General features: G+C 68.6%; 16 protein-coding genes and 3 pseudogenes. 13 read left to right on the top strand and 6 right to left on the bottom strand.

What is annotated here, in order from left to right:
- Window positions 1-42 precede the first annotated feature (42 nt).
- From ACQEXA_RS01485 to ACQEXA_RS01475, 3 genes are all read right to left on the bottom strand, one after another.
- On the bottom strand, window positions 43-951 hold the full coding sequence (locus tag ACQEXA_RS01485) for a DNA-3-methyladenine glycosylase family protein (protein WP_433128235.1): 909 nt from the start codon (window positions 949-951) through the stop codon (window positions 43-45).
- Between the two features lie 114 nt (window positions 952-1065).
- Entirely contained in the window at window positions 1066-1683 is a 618-nt protein-coding gene (locus tag ACQEXA_RS01480) for a TetR/AcrR family transcriptional regulator (RefSeq protein WP_432938126.1), read from the bottom strand.
- Window positions 1684-1706: 23 nt separating this feature from the next.
- Window positions 1707-2120 (bottom strand): RidA family protein, encoded by a 414-nt coding sequence (locus ACQEXA_RS01475; protein ID WP_433128233.1) that lies wholly within the window; start codon window positions 2118-2120, stop codon window positions 1707-1709.
- Between the two features lie 536 nt (window positions 2121-2656).
- Between ACQEXA_RS01475 and ACQEXA_RS01470 the strand changes: the two genes are divergently transcribed.
- From ACQEXA_RS01470 to ACQEXA_RS01455, 4 genes are all read left to right on the top strand, one after another.
- Window positions 2657-3205: a carboxymuconolactone decarboxylase family protein gene (locus tag ACQEXA_RS01470; protein ID WP_432938130.1), complete on the top strand. Its 549-nt coding sequence runs from the start codon at window positions 2657-2659 to the stop codon at window positions 3203-3205.
- Between the two features lie 111 nt (window positions 3206-3316).
- Entirely contained in the window at window positions 3317-4111 is a 795-nt protein-coding gene (locus ACQEXA_RS01465; RefSeq protein ID WP_432938132.1) for an isocitrate lyase/PEP mutase family protein, read from the top strand.
- Window positions 4112-4167: 56 nt separating this feature from the next.
- Complete coding sequence (locus ACQEXA_RS01460; protein ID WP_432923500.1) at window positions 4168-5397, top strand: IS701 family transposase; 1230 nt, start codon at window positions 4168-4170, stop codon at window positions 5395-5397.
- A 179-nt stretch (window positions 5398-5576) separates the two neighbouring features.
- The gene (locus tag ACQEXA_RS01455; RefSeq protein WP_433128231.1) at window positions 5577-6473 is read left to right on the top strand and encodes an IS982 family transposase; all 897 of its coding nucleotides are present in this window, start codon (window positions 5577-5579) and stop codon (window positions 6471-6473) included.
- A 142-nt stretch (window positions 6474-6615) separates the two neighbouring features.
- Here ACQEXA_RS01455 and ACQEXA_RS01450 read toward each other — a convergent pair whose 3' ends face one another.
- Window positions 6616-7851, bottom strand: a complete 1236-nt coding sequence (locus ACQEXA_RS01450) for an IS701 family transposase (protein ID WP_432937488.1) — start codon at window positions 7849-7851, stop codon at window positions 6616-6618.
- Window positions 7852-7973: 122 nt separating this feature from the next.
- Here ACQEXA_RS01450 and ACQEXA_RS01445 point away from each other — a divergent pair, with 122 nt between their 5' ends.
- The 7 genes and pseudogenes from ACQEXA_RS01445 (at window position 7974) to ACQEXA_RS01415 (ending at window position 13316) form a co-directional block, all read left to right on the top strand.
- Entirely contained in the window at window positions 7974-8621 is a 648-nt protein-coding gene (locus ACQEXA_RS01445) for a nitroreductase family protein (protein WP_433128229.1), read from the top strand.
- A gap of 461 nt (window positions 8622-9082) precedes the next feature.
- Window positions 9083-9343: pseudogene (locus ACQEXA_RS01440) on the top strand (ISL3 family transposase); the annotation flags it as partial.
- A 372-nt stretch (window positions 9344-9715) separates the two neighbouring features.
- Entirely contained in the window at window positions 9716-10099 is a 384-nt protein-coding gene (locus ACQEXA_RS01435) for an MmcQ/YjbR family DNA-binding protein (protein WP_432938141.1), read from the top strand.
- Between the two features lie 8 nt (window positions 10100-10107).
- Window positions 10108-10467: a hypothetical protein gene (locus ACQEXA_RS01430; RefSeq protein WP_433128227.1), complete on the top strand. Its 360-nt coding sequence runs from the start codon at window positions 10108-10110 to the stop codon at window positions 10465-10467.
- 191 nt (window positions 10468-10658) lie between these two features.
- Complete coding sequence (locus ACQEXA_RS01425) at window positions 10659-11144, top strand: hypothetical protein (protein ID WP_433128225.1); 486 nt, start codon at window positions 10659-10661, stop codon at window positions 11142-11144.
- 187 nt (window positions 11145-11331) lie between these two features.
- Window positions 11332-12558 (top strand): IS110 family transposase, encoded by a 1227-nt coding sequence (locus ACQEXA_RS01420; protein ID WP_433128223.1) that lies wholly within the window; start codon window positions 11332-11334, stop codon window positions 12556-12558.
- An 11-nt stretch (window positions 12559-12569) separates the two neighbouring features.
- On the top strand, window positions 12570-13316 hold the full coding sequence (locus ACQEXA_RS01415) for a zinc ribbon domain-containing protein (RefSeq protein ID WP_433128221.1): 747 nt from the start codon (window positions 12570-12572) through the stop codon (window positions 13314-13316).
- Window positions 13317-13390: 74 nt separating this feature from the next.
- On the opposite strand, the gene ACQEXA_RS01410 is transcribed toward ACQEXA_RS01415, so the two are convergent.
- Window positions 13391-14602, bottom strand: a complete 1212-nt coding sequence (locus tag ACQEXA_RS01410) for an MFS transporter (RefSeq protein ID WP_433128219.1) — start codon at window positions 14600-14602, stop codon at window positions 13391-13393.
- Between the two features lie 325 nt (window positions 14603-14927).
- On the opposite strand from ACQEXA_RS01410, the pseudogene ACQEXA_RS01405 reads away from it, so the two are divergent.
- Window positions 14928-15079 (top strand): annotated as a pseudogene (locus ACQEXA_RS01405) (IS5/IS1182 family transposase); the annotation flags it as partial.
- A 154-nt stretch (window positions 15080-15233) separates the two neighbouring features.
- On the opposite strand, the gene ACQEXA_RS01400 reads toward ACQEXA_RS01405, so the two are convergent.
- Window positions 15234-16640, bottom strand: coding sequence for an IS1380 family transposase (locus ACQEXA_RS01400; protein ID WP_433134404.1), 1407 nt, complete (start codon window positions 16638-16640; stop codon window positions 15234-15236).
- 674 nt (window positions 16641-17314) lie between these two features.
- Here ACQEXA_RS01400 and ACQEXA_RS01395 point away from each other — a divergent pair.
- A pseudogene (locus ACQEXA_RS01395) lies at window positions 17315-18002 on the top strand (HAD-IA family hydrolase).
- Window positions 18003-18014: the final 12 nt, after the last annotated feature.

Raw genomic sequence — 18014 nt, 5'->3', positions numbered from 1 at the left:
ACGGCCAGGAAGGTGGTAGTGCTGACGGGTCATTCGCCCTAATTAGCGGAACGGCTCGGCGCGGGGCGCGCGGTGGCTGCGACGCGGCGCCGAGCGCGGAGTGAGCTCGAGGATTTGGACCACCCGGTAGCGGTGCGGCCGCCACGGCAGGTAGAACGCCTCGATCTCCTGCTCGGCCAGTGGACGGCCGAGCAGGGCCATGCCGGTCATACGGCCGAGGTGGAAGTCACCGATCGGCAGCGCGTCGGCGTCGCCGAGCGCGCGGTGCCCGACCTGTGCCGCGGTCCACACCCCGACGCCCGACATCGCTGACATCAGTTCATAGGCGCGGGCGGGGTCGGTGGCGGCACGATCGAGCTTGGCCGCATGCCACGCCGCGAAGATGACGGTCTTCGAACGGTGCAGGTCGACCCCGGCTCGCCGCCATTCCCAGATCGGGATCTTCGCCCACGTCTCGGGCGAGGGCATGACCCGCATCGTCTCGGGCGCCGGACCCGGCGCCGGGCCGCCGTGCGCGCCGACGAGGCGGGCCCAGGCGGCTTGGGCGTCCAGGCCGACCACCCGCTGCTCGAGGATCGCGGGGACGAGGGCTTCGAACAGCCGTCCCGTGCGCGGGACGCGGAGGCCGGGCAGGCGGCTCCAGGCTCGTTCCAGAACGGGATGTGCCGGCCGGAAGTCCTCGGGGCGGTCGTGTTCGCCGAGCTCGGTTCGGATGCTCCTGATGAGCTCGCCGGCGCCTGGCCCCCACGCGTCGACGTCCAGATCGTCCAGGCGCTGTTGCCGAATCCGGTAGGTGACCGGCCCTGACGAGGTCAGGGCCGTACGCCACAGGGTCCCGTCGGTTTCCTGACGGTGAGTGGGATCGTGGCGGCCGCGCCGCAGGCCCTTGAACGTCAGCTTCGCGTCCACGGGAAAGCGGGGCTGCCAGTGCAGAGAATGGTCCGGCGGCATTTCTATCGTTTCCTCCCTCGGGGTGCAGGAGTCGGTACTCCAGGCGGCCTGCCCGGAGGGCCCGCAGTGTGCCGCTGGTGCTCGACCAAGCCGGAGATAAGGGCGAACGATGGCTCAGCTGCGAGCGAAGGATTCGATGTGGTCCAGGGCCATGTCCAGCGCGACGGCCATCGGCTCGGAGCTGTGAGCGTTCTGTGCAAGCACGTAACCACCCTGCAGGGCAGCCAGCAGACCAGTACCCAAGCGTTGTGGGTCCGCCTCCTCGGCGAGTACGCCGAGGACGCGGAGCCGAGTCAGCGTTTCGACGAGCATCCGCCGCCAGGCATCGAATGATGCGTTGAGCGCTTGGCGGGACTGCTCATCGTTGTCGGACAGCTCAATCGACATCGCGCCCAGCGCGCACCCGTACGAGCCGTCCTGCAGTGAGTTGGCCTGTACCAGGGCGTCACGCCAGCGGCGCAGACCGGTGAGGGTCTTCACGCCGCGCAGGCGCTGTTCCTCGCGGGCGAGGACGAACTTCGACTGCACGTCGATCACGGCGTAGATCAGCGCTAGTTTGTCCTCGAAGTGGTTGTACAACTGGGACTTACTCGTGCCGCTGGCCAGCCGGACGTCATCGAGGGTGGTGGTGTTGACGCCCTTGACATAGAACAGCTTGGCTGCCGAATCAACGATCCGTGAACGGGTCTCCAGGCCGCGTGGCGTGCGGCGTGTACCGCTCGTTCCGGGCACGGTGTCTCCCTCCGGCATGATGCTCACTCGCGCTGCTTGGCCGCGGAGTGCGTCACAACCGCGGTGACCTTGATCTCCAGGCGAAGAATGGGCCGGATCAGTTGTGGTACCACTGCGAGCATACGGACCGGTCGGTGAGAGATGACGTCCTTGCGAACCTCCAGGCAGGCGTCGATATCGCCGGGGTCTGTGAGCCAGGACCGGACCTGAACGATGTTGCTCAGTTCGGCGCCTGCGCACCGCGGCGCCTCGCACACGTTGTCCGAGGCTTGCCAGGCCTCCTCGGCGAAATCTTCCGGTCGGGTTCGGTCCGGCCGCACTCCCGGGGTAGCGGACAGGGCGACGTGCGTGGCGCTGGTCGGGATCGCGACCGCGTCGGAGTAGGTGCCGATGTGGCGCGACGCCGTGGCGTCGATGAACTGTGTTGCGGCGGTCATATCAGCGAAAACCTCTCGTAAATGGGCGCGAGGTGGAGGCGCAGGCAGATCCGAGAGATCTTGCGTTCGTTTCAGTCCAGCCTCACTTTAAGTATGGACTAAATAGTCCACTTAAGCGAATCGATCACGCCCGAGCCAGCCTGGCTCGAGGTAGCTTGAGCTGGCTCGTTCCGACCGACGGAATGGCTCACGGCATAGCCTTCATATGGCTCTGAACTGCAGATTTATCGCTCCGGTGCGACATTGGCCCGCTTGCATCCAGCGCGGCCGACTCGGCCCGTCTGGGGGAGGGGTTGCGTAGGAAACGGTGGTCTGTATAGTCCTTCCTGTACGGTGTCCTGGCGCGAAGACATCCGGAACTCGGCGCCGACGGAGTCAGCCCTCGCAGTGCAGGTCACCAGGCGCCCGGCGCAAGCGACGCCACTGGCGAGGTTGCGGCCGGCGCAGGTAAGGCCTGCGGCGGAGCTCTGAAGGACTACGGGCCCGACTTGGGCTCGACAACGACTACTCACACCGCGACCGGAGGTCGATTCGCTGTGTCACGACTGAAGGTTCCCCCTCGAGACGACGTCCCCGAGGCGGCGGAGGGCATCCTCGACAACGTCGGCGCACAGTTCGGCTTCGTCCCGAACATGTTCGCGACTCTCGCGTCGAACCCGACCGTCCTTGAGGTCGTCATGACGCTGCAGGGCACCTTGAGCCGGGTTCTGGACGCGAAGACGCGGCACACCATCGCGCTCGCCGTGTCGCAAGCCAACGGTTGCGATTACTGCCTGGCGATGCACACGTACGTATCGTCGGAACTCGGCGGCATGTCGAGCGACGACATCGACCTGGCCCGGGCCGGGAGCTCGGTCGACCCCAAACGCGCCGCGGTCGCTCGTTTCGCTCAGCAAGTCGTCGAGAGCCGCGGTCAGGTGAGCGACGCCGACCTGGCGGCTGTGCGAGGCGCCGGCTACACCGACCCGCAGATCCTGGCGATCGTCACGGTGGCGGTGCAGGTCCTGCTGACCAACTTCATCAACAACGTCAACCAGACCGACATCGACATCCCCGCCGCCAGCTCGGTCGGTACACCGGAATGAGCGTCCGCGTCCTCGTCGAGGCGGCGTACCCAGCCGCTCGATCCGTCACTGTCTCCAACGATCGCTCGGGAAAGGTTCGGTATGCCGGGCTCCGAACTCTATGAGAGATTCATGGCACTGCACACCCGCGACGGTGGCCTCGTCATGCCGAACGCATGGGACGGCCTCTCGGCGCTGATGCTGGCCGATGCCGGCTTCGAGGCGATCGCGACGTCGTCGGCGGCGCTCGCTGCCACGCTCGGCCGGTCCGACGGGCGGCACGAAGTCACCCGCGAAGAGCACCTGGAGCATGCGCGGCTGATCGGTCAGCTCACCGGGCTGCCCGTCAACGGAGACTTCGAGGACGGCTACGGCGACACGCCGGAAGACGTCGCCGCGACCGTGGAAGCCTCCGTGGCCTGTGGCCTGGCCGGTATCGGGATCGAAGACACCTCGGGCAATCCCGAACGGCCGATCCGCGACTTCGACGACGCAGTCAACCGCGTTCGCAGCGCCGTCGACGCGGCCAAAGGGCGCATCGTCGTCACCGGCCGGACCGACAACTTCATCCAGGGGCGGCCCGATCTCGACGACACCATCCGGCGTCTGACGGCCTTCGCCGAGGCCGGCGCGGATGTGCTCTACGCGCCGTTCCCACCCGACCTCGACGCACTTGTCGCGATCGTCACCGCCGTCGCGCCGACACCGGTCAACGTCCTCATCTCGCCGGCGGACAAGGTGCTGACCGTCGCTGAGCTGCAGAAGGCCGGGGTCAAGCGCATCAGCTTGGGTCCGTTCCTCTACGCCCACGCCATGGAGGCACTCCAACAGGCCACCAAGGCGCTCGTCGCGGGCGACCTCACCGCCGCGACAACAGGAATCAGCTTCGAGCGCATCAGCGAACTACTCGCCCGCGGCACGAACTAGTAGGGCTTGGTTACCTTGGGTGAGTAGCGGTGTGTCGTCTCTCGGAGGTGAGGGGAATGACACCGCAGGAGCTCACGGAGGCCCAACAGCGGTTGGAGTCGCTCGCGGCCGAGGTGTTCGGCTCGTTCGGGCGGGTGGATCAGCGGCGGTGGGGCGAGCGGTATGTGCGGGGGCTGCTGGGCGCGGGGCGGCGCAAGTCGATGGAGCCGATGGCCGCCCGGCTGGGGGTGGACCGGCAGGGCCTGCAGCAGTTCCTGGCCGACTCCCCGTGGTCGCACCAGATGGTGCTGGCCGAGCTGGCCTGGCGGATGGAGCCGGCCATCCACCCGGCAGCCTGGGTGATCGACGACGTGTCCTTCCCCAAGGACGGTCATGCCTCCCCGGGGGTGGCCGCGCAGTACTGCGGCGCGCTGGGCAAGACCGCCAACTGCCAGGTCGCGCCGAGTCTGCACCTGGTCACCGACGCCGCCTCCTGCCCGGTGAACTGGCGGCTGTTCCTGCCCGCCGAATGGGATCCGGCCACCGCAGACGAGCCCGAGAGCGCCGTCCTGCGGCGCCGTCGGGCGCGCGTCCCCGATGAGGTCGGGCACGTGCCGAAGTGGCAGCTGGCCGTGGACATGGTCGACGAGCTGCGCTGCTGGGGCCTGGATCCGCCGCTGGTGGTGGCCGACGAGGGCTACGGGCAGGACGGGGCCTTTCGCCTGGCACTGGAGGAGCGGGAGATCGCGTATGTCGTCGGGGTGCGGTCGGATACCGCGGTGTTGCCCCAGACGGCGGCGCGCACCGCCCCGCCGTGGTCGGGCACCGGGCGGCCGCCGGTGCCCTGCTACCGGGACAAGCCGGTGTCGGTCCGCGAGATCGTGCTGGCCGCCGGGCGCGGCGCACGGCACCGCGTCACCTGGCGGCGCGGCTCGAAGGGGCCGCTGCGCTCGTACTTCGTCGCGCTGCGGGTCCGGCCGGCCGGAGCGCGGGTCCGCCGGGCGCACCCCGGTGAGGACCTGCCGGTGTGCTGGCTGCTGGCCGAGTGGCCCGCCAAAGAGCCGGAGCCGACCAAGTACTGGCTGTCCACCTTGCCCGCCCACGTTCCCCTGCGGCGCCTGGTGCGGCTGGCGAAGATCCGCTGGCGGGTCGAGCACGACTACCGGGAATTGAAGACCGCCCTGGGGCTGGGCCACTTCGAGGGACGCACCTACCAAGGCTTCCTGCGACATCTCACGCTGGCCTCGGTGGCGCAGGCGTTCTGCACCCTGGAGCGACTGTGCCCGCCAGCACCGGCCACGGTCTGACGATCTACCAGGTCGTGGCCGGGCTCCAAGTCCTCCTCGTCTGCTGGGCCGGGGCGTGCCCCACCTGCCGAAGACCCTGGCCCTGATACGACACGCTCGCCCCCTACCTGACCAAGCCCTACTAGACGAGTCTGTCCAAATGCCTGCGGGCATGAAGAGAGGGTGTTCAAGATCCGTTTGTGACGACAGAACTGAACACCCTCGTGACCGCACTGTACGTGAAGATCGACGACGAGTGGGCGGGGATCGGCCGCTTGCCCGGACGGCCGCCGAAGCTCAGTCACTCGGAGTTGCTGTGCCTGGCCGTCATGCAGGCACTGCTGGGCTTCCATTCCGAGGCCCGCTGGCTGCGGCACCTGCGTGCGCACTACCGACCCCTGTTCCCGTTCATCCCGCAGGACTCCGGCTACAACAAACGGCTGCGGGCCGCGCTGCCGCAGATCAAGCGGGTGATCCGGATGCTGGCGAAGGACACGGACTTCTGGCACGACACCGTGTGGATCGCCGACTCGACCCCGGTGCCGTGCGGGATGTCCCGTCCCACCGTCAGGCGGTCGGAGCTGGCGGGATGGGCGAACTACGGCTACTGCGCGTCGCATTCGCGGTACTTCTGGGGGCTGCGGCTGTACCTGGTGTGCACGCCGGCCGGGATGCCGGTCCTGTGGGCCCTGGCCGATCCGAAGCTCGGCGAGCGGGAGGTGCCGGCCGCCATGCTGGAGATTGACGCCCGTCTGGTTAGTGAGCGGCCCGGTCTGCTGCTGATCACCGACAAGGGCTTCGCATCCAAGCCGTTCGAGCAGTCACTGTCCGCACAGGGCATCACGCTGTTGCGGCCCTCCCGTAAGAGGGAGGTTCTGCGTCCGGGCGAGCCGATGCTTAAGAAGGTCCGCCAGCTCATCGAGTCGGTCAATGACACCCTCAAGGGCCAGCTCGACCTGGAACAACACGGTGCACGCACCCATGAGGGCGTCGCCGTGCGAGTCGCTCAGCGCGTGCTGGCGCTGGCGGCCGCAATTTGGCACAACTTCCAGACCGGCCAGGCGGTCAGCCGCTCACTGACCGCCTTCGATCACTGAACGTATTCGGACAGACTCGTCTAGTAGGGCTTGGTTAGGTTGGGATGGGCTTGGTGTGTCTGGGTGGGGGCAGCGGCGTCCGGCACAGCGGGCAGCGCCCGGCCCAGCAGGACCTGCAGTCCGGCCACGACCTGGTAGGTCGTCAGGCCGTGGCCGCCGCTTTCGGGGACAGTCGCTCCAGGGTGCAAAACGCCTGGGCGACCGAGGCCAGGGTGAGGTGCCGGTGGAAGCCGTTCCAGGTGCGGCCCTCGAAGTGACCCAGCCCCAAGGCGGTCTTCAGCTCGCGGTAGTCGTGCTCGACCCGCCAGCGGAGCTTCGCCGAGCGCACCAGGTGCCGCAGGGGGGTGTCCGCGGGCAGCGTGGAGAGCCAGTACTTGGTCGGCTCCTTCTCGCCGGCGGGCCACTCGGCCAGCAGCCAGCACACCGGCAGGTCCTCGCCGGGGTGCGCCCGGCGCAGCCGCACTCCGGCGGGGCGCACCCGCAGTGCGGCGAACCGCGAGCGCAACGGGCCCTTGGAGCCCTGCCGCCAGGTCACCCGGTGCAGGGCGCCGTGCCCGGCGTCCTGCACCAGCGTGCGCACCGAGGTGGGTGCCTGCCGGTAGCGGGGCACCGGGGGCCGGCCGGTGCCCGACCAGGCCGGAGCGGTACGCGTGGCGGTCTCGGGCAGCACCGCGGTGTCCGAACGCACCCCGACCACGTAGTCGATGCCGCGCTCTTCCAACGCCAGCCGGAAGGCACCGTCTTGACCGTAGCCCTCGTCGGCCACGATCAGCGGCGGGTCCAGCCCCCAGCACCGCAGCTCGTCGACCATGTCGACGGCCAGCTGCCACTTGGCGACATGCCAGACCTCGTCGGGGATGTGGGCCCGGCGGCGGCGCTTGGCCACCTGGTCGGCGTCCTCGGCGGGCGCGGCGGTCACGTCCCACTGCTCGGGCAGGAACAGCCGCCAGTTCACCGGACAGGAGGCCGCGTCGGTGACCAGGTGCACGCTCGGGGCGACCTGGCAGTTGGCGGTCTTGCCCAGCGCCCCGCAGTACTGCGCGGCCACGCCGGGCGAGGCGTGGCCGTCCTTGGGAAAGGACACATCGTCGATCACCCAGGCGGCCGGGCGGATGACCGGCTCCATGCGCCAGGCCAGCTCGGCCAGCACCATCTGATGGGACCACGGGGCGTCGGCCAGGAACTGCTGCAGGCCCTGCCGGTCCACCCCCAGCCGGGCCGCCATCGGCTCCATCGACTTGCGGCGGCCCGCACCGAGCAGCCCGCGCACATACCGCTCGCCCCACCGCCGCTGGTCGGACCGTCCCAACGGGGCGAACACCTCGGCCGCGAACGCCGCCAACCGGTCCTGGGCCTCCACGAGCTCCTGCGGAGTCATGGCCCTCACCTCCGCGAGGCCAACACGCCCTCCTTCCCCCAAGATAACCAAGCCCTACTAGTTCCAAGCCCTGCGAACCACCGCTCCTCACTCACTGATCGCAAGAAGAAGGACAGATTGACGTGGATCTCGACAAGCTCATGAGCAAGCACCTCACCAGGTACTTCGACCCCAGCAAGACCATTCCGGAAGAGACCCTGGAGAAGTTGCTGAGGTTCCTGCGCTCCACGCCGACGTCGGTGAACGTACAGCCCAACCACTTCTACGTCCTCGCCACGCCCGAAGGCAAAGAGCGGCTCGCCAACAACCTGGGCGAACGATTCCAGGACAACGCCGAGAAGATCCTGAACGCCTCGCACACCATCATCCTCACCACCCGGGCTGACGTGCCGGACAGCCACCTCGAGGCGGTGTTCAGCAAGGAGAGGGCCGACGGCCGGTTCCCTGACCCGTCAAAGCAGCAGCTGTGGGAGTCGATGACCCGCGACTTCCTCAACCTGCGCAACTACGGCTACAAGGACCTGAACCACTGGATGGAGAAGCAGACCTACATGGCGGTGGGCCTGACCATGATGGCGGCCGCCGAGCTCGGCGTCGAGGCCACACCGCTGGAGGGATTCGACCCGACCAGTGTCGACAAGGCGTTCAAGATCCGCGAAGCCGGACACAGCACAACAGTGCTGCTGGCCCTCGGCTACCCCGACCCGGAGAAGGTGTACACCACCCCGATCTCGCGCTTCGACGCCGACCAGCTGTTCACCTTCATCTAAACACCAACGGCATTGGGAACGGCTGAAGTACGCAGACCGCGGACACCTCGATCCTCGCTGTCGGCCCAGCCCGGGCAACCAGGCCGGCGGCAGGCGCCGCCGGTCGTCACGGCCTGCGCGATGTCAGTCTCGCGGCGCCTCGACGTTCACGGCGTACCGCTCGTCTAGCGCCGCGGCCTCTTGGCGGCATCGGTCGTCGTAGACCAGGTGACGCGGCCAGTCTCGTCCAGCAACAGCGCTACCGCCTCTGAAGGGTTCTCAGCGCCCCCTGGCCGGCCACGGGACTACGGCCGCTTCGTCAGCAGCGAGGACGGGTTCGTGTGGGACTGCTCGTCGAACCGCTCCAGCGCCCCGCATCAGTGAGGCGTGCGGGCCATGCCGGAACGTCACCAGCGGCCGGGGCCTGATCCGGGCCAGTGTGTCGACGGCCGCCGGTCGACCCATTGGTCGTCCGTGTGTGAGTGCGGCGTTTGGTGTGTACCACGCGCGGTTGCCGTCACAGATTCCGCGAGCAGGTGCCTGGAGTGCTGGAGCGATACCAACGACGCACAGCTCGCCTGGCCAGTCAGGTCAAGGCTGTGGGCAAGGAGTTAGCGGGTCGGGCCGGGGCACGCCTGCTGGCGATGCTCGCGGTGGGCGTGTCTCGTCACACGGCCCGGCGCGCCCTGCTGCGCTGGCCCCGGAGGCCTTCCAGCGGCCGCACCCCGGCCCCGGCAGGCGTCCCGTCGGAGATACTGACCCACTCCGAGCATGGCGCCCCGAGCATGCGACGTGGCGCTCCGGCTTCGCGGTGCAACTGGCCTGACAGGCGGCGCCCAGGGGCCCGCCTGGCCGTTCGACGCGAAGTGGCCCGGCCTTTTGCTCAGAAAATGGTCCACACGTGTGGGCGGACGCGCGCATACGCTTCGGTCATGGCCAGCGCGGATTTGGCCGCCTGCGTCGCGCCGCCCGCGTAACTGTCTCTGTACCCCGTCGGCTTCCGTCACTGTTGCCGGCGTGCGGGCGCCGCCGTTCGTGGCGGCCATGCGGGAGACGCCACCTTGGGCCTTGGCCGGGCGGTCAGGGCACCCAGATCGATAGAGGAGTTGATCACCTTGGACGGACAGGAGCTGCAGAAAATCGCGGGCGACTGCACTGTGGAACTGCCCGCCACCGACCTGGAGCGTCGTTTCGGCCCCGACTGGGAGGTCTATAAGGTGCGCGGCAAGGTCTTCATGCTCATGACCGACATGCCGGGGCGCCCCGTCGTGATCCTGAAAGCTGATCCGGACGACGCCGCAGCCCTGCGTGAGGAGTACGCAGACATTACCCCCGGCTATCACATGAACAAGAGGCACTGGATCACGGTGGAAGGCGGGGACACCGTCGACGAGAAGCTGGTGAAGGAACTCGTGATCGAGTCCTACCGTCTCGTGGTCGGCGGGCTTCCCAAGTCCGCGCAGCCCGTGGATCCGCGGACCTACGGCCGCCGCGCCTGACCTTCGTCATGCCCATCAGCGGCGAGAAGCTCCAGGACGGAGCGCGCGACACGGCACTGGTGCTGCCCGGGGTCAGCAACGGGCGCCCGTTCACGGAGGAGCTGGACGTCTACAAGGTGGCCTACCAACCAAACCTTCGTTACCCAGCACTTGGCGGAGTAGTCACCCCGGGGTGGAGCGCCCTGGTCGCCACACTTCCCGATAGGCCGATCACCCTCGCCATCGACGGACCTGCCGCCCTGGATTGGTCTGCGGACGTCAAGTTGCTGAACTCGGCGCTGGAGGCGTGGGCTCGATCGCAGTTGCTGCAGGGTGAGGTTGGTCCGGTAGGCAAGGACGATCAGCAGGACTGGATCGGCGATTGGTAGTGCCCAGGGCCGGCCGCGGCCCGTGTCCGGTGCGAGCTCCCTCAACTGCCGTACCAGATGCTGCATCTGCGGGTCGGTCAAGCCCGTCCGCGCGCGAAGTTCGGTGGTCGTGCAGTGCGCGAGACGCAGGCGCATGAAGGGAGCATGTGGGTCCCGGCGTTGCTGCTGCGCGAGGGCACGAGGCCCACCTGATGGTCCTGGCCGGCGGCTACGCATTACCCACCACGAAGGCCCGGCGCGCTGCCGCAGCTGAACTCGACCGGTTCGGCGGAGTCGACGGCAACGTATCTAACCTGTCCATTGTCTCCTTCCCATCCACGTTCGACCCTGCCCACGGCGATATCGAGGCGATGCGGGTCGAGCTCACTGACGACGAGCTTGCGGCCCTGGCGAATGCTCGACGCAAGGAGCGAGGGTGCAAACGCGCGCTCGACCGTTCCCGCCGGGCCTTAAACCCCGGCCAGTACGAACCGTCGAAGCGGCAGCAGGCCCGGGCCGAACGGCGCCAGGCCGGCGGCCTGCCTGAGCGGACCATCGAAACTCCCCGTGGCGCCCGGTCAGCGAACAAGGCCAGCGTGCCTCAACAGACGTACCGGCGCGAGACGCTGTCGGCTGGCTGCCGCCTAATGGGACTTGCCGGGTCGGAGAGACTTGGTGCCGTAGCCGCCAGCAGGTGAGCACTACTGCCGCCGGAACCCTTGGAGTTCTGGGTTGAGACCGTGCCCCTGCTGGTCGGCCGGGAGGCCAGACCGCTCATGGGGTGGCGTGCCCGCCCGATGGGGCGTGAGCACTGAATCCATTAGGCCGCGCGCCGCGCCTTCCGCAGGCTGCAAGGGAAGCGAAGTACCTGACCTGGAGGACGAGTTGCTGCTGATCGGCGATGACTGGGCCGAAGACCACCACGACGTCGAGGTCCAGGACGGGGCCGGCCGGAAGCTGGCCGCCACGAGGCTGCCCGAGGGGGTGGAGGGCATCGCGAAGCTGCACGAGCTCCTCGCGAAGCACGGCGGCGGGGACCTGGATGCCGCCGAAGTCGTGGTCGGGATCGAGACCGACCGCGGTTCGTGGGTGCAGTCCCTGATCGTCTCCGGCTACCGGGTCTATGCGATCAATCCCCGGCAGGTCGCCCGGTTCAAGGAGCGGTACGCCTCCTCCGGAGCCAAGAGCGACAAGGGCGACGCACATGCGCTGGCCGACATGGTCCGCATCGACCGGGCCCAGCTCCGCCCGGTGGCCGGGGACAGCGAGCAGGCCCAGGCCGTCAAGGTCGTCGCCCGCGCTCACCAGACCCTGATCTGGGAACGCACCCGCACCTTCCAACGGCTGCGCAGCACGCTGCGCGAGTACTTCCCCGCCGCTCTTGACGCCTACGCGGACCTGACGCTGACCAGCACGGATGCGCTGGAACTGCTGATCAAGGCGCCTACCCCGGCGGCCGGGGCGAAGCTGACCCGCACCCAGATCACCGCCGTCCTGGCCCGCGCCCGTCGGCGGAACCGGAACGCGAAAGCGGCCACGATCCAGGCCGCGCTGCGCGAACGGCAGCTCGGCCTGCCCGAGCCGGTCACCGCCGCCTACGCGGCCACCGCCACCGCCCACGCCCGTGTGATCATCGCGCTGAACGAGCAGATAGCCGCGATGGAGGAGCAGGTGAAGGCCCATTTTCGAGCGCACCCGGACGCTGAGATCTACCTCTCGATGCCCGGCATCGGACAGATCACCGGCGCCCGGGTGCTCGCCGAGTTCGGGGACGACCCCACCCGCTACGCCTCCGCGAAAGCCCGCAAGAACTACGCCGGCATCAGCCCCATCACCCGGGCCTCCGGCAAGAGCCACACCGTCCAGGCCCGCTACGTCCGCAACAACCGGCTCGCCGACGCCCTGCAAGCCCAGGCGTTCTCCGCGCTGCGGGCCGCACCAGGCGCCCGCCGCTCCTACGACAAGCAACGCGCCCGCGAAGCCGACTACAACCCCGCCCTGCGCCAGTTCGGCAACCGCCTCGTCGGCATCCTCCACGGATGCCTCAAGACCCGCTCTCTCTACGACGAAGCGACCGCCTGGTCGCACTACGCACAACCCCACGCCGCTTGACACTCAACGACATGGGGTGTCTCAACCGGGCGAAGCTCGCCGAGGCCGCGGCCACTGCGGCCGCAGCGAAAGACCACCGCGCACGGCGAATCGCTGAGCGGATCGTTGGCGCTCATGGCGTCAACCTGACCGTCGAGGACTGCGACATCCGCACCTGGTACCGGCTGTGGGGCCGCGCCCTGCAAGCCACCACACCTGGCCGGCTCATCGCCGCGATCGGCAAAGAATGCGAGAAGACCAGCGGCCGCCTGCTGCGCGCGTCGACCTTCACCACGAAGCTGTCCCAGACCTGCCTGTGCGGCGACCAGGTGCGGAAAAGCCTCGCCGACCGGGCGCACACCTGCACCTCCTGCGGCCTGGCCGCCGACCGTGACATGGTCTCCGCCGCACTCGCCGCGCACGTCCGGGTTCAAAACCCGGACGATCCCAGCACGGCGGGCCTGGACACCGTCCAGGCCCGCACCACACAGATCTTGTTCTCGCCAGGGCTGCAAGAAGCCCTGTCGAGTCAACCGCAGCGCGGTGGCCGCCCCAGCAGGGGCCGCACCCACGCGGCAGCCCACGGTCCGGGAATCCCCGGCCGGCAGGCCTCTGCTCGACGAAACACCCCCGACCGGCACCGGCCCACCCCGAATGAGACCCGACCCGCGAACCAGCGGCACAAGGACCACGTCGGAACAGCCGGCTGTATGGACAACACGCCACCCAGGCGCGCCGGCTCCGCACAGACACCGGACGGGCATCACGGCAATACGTGATGACTCTTAGCTCATTGCGCCGATCCTCGTGCGCGGCGATCGACGTGCGTCGACGAGCGCGGGCGGTGACCTGCTCAGGGTCGGGTGGGGTCTGGTTGACGGTGAGGTTCGTCAGGATTAGTCACCATGCTGGCTGTTCCCCCGGTCGTATCGGTATGCGGGTTGCGTGCAAGGAGAACAGCGAAAAGGGTGGCGACGATGGCAAGTCCGCCGTACCCGAGGGCGATCTGCGGTAGCGAGAAGGTGTTCGAGAGTTGCCCGGAGATGAAGCTGAGGAGGGCGGCGCCAACGTAGCAGAGGAGGTAGATCGCGCTGAAGATCGGTGCCCGGTCGGCCAGGGTGCTGCCGTACAGCAGGCCGCGGGTGGCGGCACTGATGGCGATGCCTTGACCGGCGCCTGCGACGATCGTTGCGGCGATGAACAACGCCAGTGTGCCTACGTCGATCGCTGTGATGATGCCGATCCATCCGGCCAGGAAGATGATCATGCCGATGCGTTGGGCCGCCGCGGATGTGAACCGGCCGCCGAGGGGAGCGCCGAGAACGCTGGGGGCCATATAGGCGGCGAACACCAGTCCGAGGATGAGGGAGCTGTGGGTGTGGAGTTGATCTTCGACGAGCGCAGGCATGAAGGCCTGGTAGAAAGCCCCGGTCGTCCAGGTGGCGACGAACACCGCGGCCGCGACAGGGAGCAGATGCCTGACCCGGGCCGGTATGCGGACCCGGGGTACCAGTGATCGCCAAGCGCCAGGCGTCGGCTTCGCGGTCTCCGGGCTGATGACGATGAGTGCGGCAGACAGTACGAGGAGACCGGCGGAAACCAGGTAGATGAGGTGGCGTGGCCAAGGGCCGAACTGGACCAGGGCGCCGGAGGCGATCGCGCCGAGGGAGAGGCCGAGCATGGGTCCTTGGCTGGACGCGACAGAGGCCAACCAGGCCGGCCTGCTAGGCGCGGCGTCGACGATGTAGGAGGTGAGGCTGCTGCTGGCCAACCCCGTACCGACGCCCATCAGGAGCCGGCCGGCCAGCAGAATGCTGATGTCGTGCACGTTCAGCAGCAGCAGACACCCCAGCAGAAGCAGGCCGAGGCTGGCGATCGCGGTGAGCCGTCGGCCCAGATGATTGGACAGTCGTCCCAGCACCAACAGTGCGGCGATAGTGCCGACGGAGTTGGCGACGACGGCCAGCGCGATATCGGCGTTGGTGAACCCATCCTCAGCCCGATAGGTGTTGAACAGGGGGATCGGCGCGACCAACGCGGCAAACGAGGCCACCAGGGAGACCACCGCAGATGAGAATGCCAGCCGGAGCGTTCTGCTCCGGCGAGTCCGGTTGATCACTGGTGCCACGTCTTGCATCGAGCCGTGCCTTTCTATTGTTCTGAACCACCCCGGAGTTTCTGGAGGCTCCGGGCTGTGTCTCTGCCCAAGGGGCCGACGCCGGACAGAGCCAGGCCCGTGCAGCCAGGCCAACTGGCGCACCACGCGACACCGGTGAGCACGAAGGCACAACAAATGGCGTCATGGTCCGTCTCATGAGCGTCGATCCGCGGCGCCGTCTTACCAACAACGTCGCGATCTCGCCCGTGCCTCCTCGCCCTCTCGCCGTAGCTGGCTGCGTCTGCATGAGTCGCTGCTGGCCGAGTTGCGTGCCGTCGGCATGCTGGACCGGTCGAGGGCGGTGATCGACGGCTCTCACGTCCGGGCCCTGAAGGGCGGCCCAAAACCGGACCGAGCCCGGTCGACCGTGCCCGGACAGGCTCTTAGCCTCGATCCACCGGTCGGCTTTGAAGGGGTCTTTTGAGGTTTCGAGGGTCGGGCGTTGGGGCTGTGACTGGACGTGGGCAGGGGGTATTTGCTGGTCTGCCCAGCGTTTCCACGGTTCTGCTCCGGTCGGGCCCCTGGCGGGGCGGGATGGTCAGTGACGTCGGGCCGCCTCGGGTGGCGGGTGGACGGTGTCGAACAGTCGTGTCCAGGCGTGCTGCCAGGGCCATCGCTGCGGTAGGTGCAGGGTGAGGCGGCGGGCGGAGCGGGCGATCCTGGCGGGGACGTGGACGAGGTGGGCGCGCAGGGTGGCGGTGGTGGCTTTGGCGTGGAAGGCGGAGGTCAGGGCGCCGGTGGCCCGCAGCAGGTTGTAGGCCATGGCCCACAGGGTGAGCCAGGCGGCGTTGGCGTGGAAGTGCCCGGACGGCAGGTGGGCCAGTGCGGAGTTCTTGCTGTCGGCGATGACCTGCTCGACGACGGCGTGGTGGCGGTGTTCCCGCTCGGCCTGGAGGGTGGGGGCGGGGTTGTCGGTGAAGAACGGGTGGTAGCGCCAGGCGGGGAAGAGTTCGCCCTGCTCGCCGATGGTGGCGGGTTTGGCCAGGTCACGGACCCGGCGCACGATCAGCCGGGCGGTGACCCGATCTGCCTTCTTCCGGCCGGCGAACGCGGTGTAGGCGGGTATCTCGGCGACTTCGGCGTCCGAGATGAGCTCGCCGCTCTCCGGGTCGAGCACCGCGGTGGGGTAGGTGATCTGCTGCCAGGCGGTGTCGTCGATGGCGGCGATGGCCCGTTTGATGGAGGGGTTCATGCCGGTGGTGAGGGAGAAGCGGGCGCCGGCCCGGCGGCAGGCGGCGATGACGCCGGCGTTGTAGAACTGCGAGTCGGCGCGCAGGATGCGCAGGCCGGTGCAGCCGGCCTCACGGGCGGTGGCCAGTGCCTCGCTGACGAGTTTCGGGGCGCCGCGGGAGTCGGCTGCTTTGCCGCGGCGCATCCGCACGGTGGCGATCACCGGTCGGGAGGTGGGGGTGCAGATGGTGGCGAGCAGGGGGTGCAGGGTGCGGATGCCCTTGAACCGGCCGTACTCGCCACCCTGCTTGGTGCGGCCGTAGACGCGTTTGTGAGTGGAGTCGACATCGATGAACGCCTTCTCGCCCGCGCCGGGCAGCAGCGGGGTGTTCGCGGCCAGCGCGGCCAGGAACTGACGGTGCACCGCGTGGAGTTGGAGGGCATGACCGTGGGTGAACGAGCGCAGGAACGTGCCCAGAGTGGACGGGGCACGGATACCTGCGAACAGCAGGGGCATCGCACCGTGCCGCAGCACGTCCAGGTCGTCGATGCTGTCCGCGCCCGCGGCCATGCCGGCCACGATGCTGGTGACCTTGGCGTCCGCCGCGGCACCCGCCCCGTTCTTCGCCCCCCTCAGCTTCACCTTGTCCGCCGTCAGACGGGCAAGCCCGCACCGCTCAGCCAACCGCATCACCGGGACCAGCCCGGCATACGCGACCAGATTCGCCTCATCGAACGCGGCGGACACCGCCGAAGTGGCATGGGAAGATTGCATCTCGCGGATGTACTCCGATTCTGTGGACATGGAACCCTAGGAAGTCCCATCGTCCCAGCTCAGAGGGCATCCGCGTCTTCATGTCCAAGCCCTGGACCGGCTATTGCCCGGTGGATCGAGGCTAAGCACGACGCGCGGACGCCTCGCGGGCACGATGCCATTCGATCGGGCGCACTGCCCGCCCCGGGTCCCGCCGGTGCAGCGGCCCTCGCAGGCCTGCTGGTATGGCTAGGGAGCAACGTGCCGCTAACCACTAACGATCCCCCCGGGGGGCAAGGCCGATGAAGGTCGGTATGACTAGCGGACAGGGCGGCCAGTTGCTTGGCCCGCCCCTCGCGGCGGACGCCGCGACCTACTTCATCGACCCGGCCTACAGCAATGTGACGGGGCGCCTCCTTCCAGTCGAGCGAGCGACGCCCGCGCTCCAGCGCGCGGAAAGAGACACCGGGCCTCAGCGCCCTGGGACGGAAGCGCCAGAACGTCTACTGCCCGTCTACCCCACGTCGGCCGGACAGGCCCGAGCAAGGGCGCGGCACCCTGCAGCTGCCACCAGGCCGAGCTGGCGGCACCGGCCCGTGGCTCCGGCGTCTACCGGAGCTCTATCAGCCTTCTGTAGGCACGGGGGGACGCGCAAGACTGGCCGCCCCACCGGCACTCGCAAGGGAGACGACCCTGTGGCGCTTGGCCTGCCCGCCGGGATACGGGCTTGTCTCTTCGACCTCGACGGCGTCATCACCGACACGGCCTCCGTCCATGCTGCTACGTGGAAGGAGGCGTTCGACACGTTCCTGCAACAGCGCGGGGGCGACGGCATGCGCCCGTTCAAGGCGGACACGGACTACCGCGAGTTCGTCGACGGGCGGCCCAGAGCCGACGGCGTGCGGTGCTTCCTGTCCTCACGCGGCATTGAACTGCCCGACGGCAGCCCCGACGACCCCGCGGGCCTGGACACCGTGCACGGCCTGGGCCGCTGGAAGAGAGACCTGTTCGAGGCCAGGATCCGCTCGCAGGGAGCTGACGTCTACCGGGACACCATGGCCTACCTCGTGGCGGCCCGTGACCGAGGGGTGCTCACAGCCGTCGTCACGCGACGGCGTCGTTGCCGCGAGCCAGTGCTTGCGGGGCAAGCCCTACCCCGACACGTTCCTGGCGCCAGCCCGCGACCTGGCCCAGCGCCCCTCCGAGTGCGCGGTCTTCGAGGACGCGCAGGCAGGCATGGACGCCGGCGGGTCGGGGCACTTCGGGTGGGTGGTCGGCGTCGACCGGACGGACCAGGCCGGCGTCCTGTACGCGCATGGCGCCGATACGGTCGTCAGGGGCCTGAGAAACTTTGCGGGCACTCCCGACCGGCGGCACCGGTGATCAGCCATCCGT

The sequence above is a fragment of the Streptomyces sp. CA-106110 genome (genome assembly GCF_050936285.1).
GTDB lineage: Bacteria > Actinomycetota > Actinomycetes > Streptomycetales > Streptomycetaceae > Streptomyces.
This window is presented reverse-complemented; position numbering and strand designations above follow the sequence as displayed.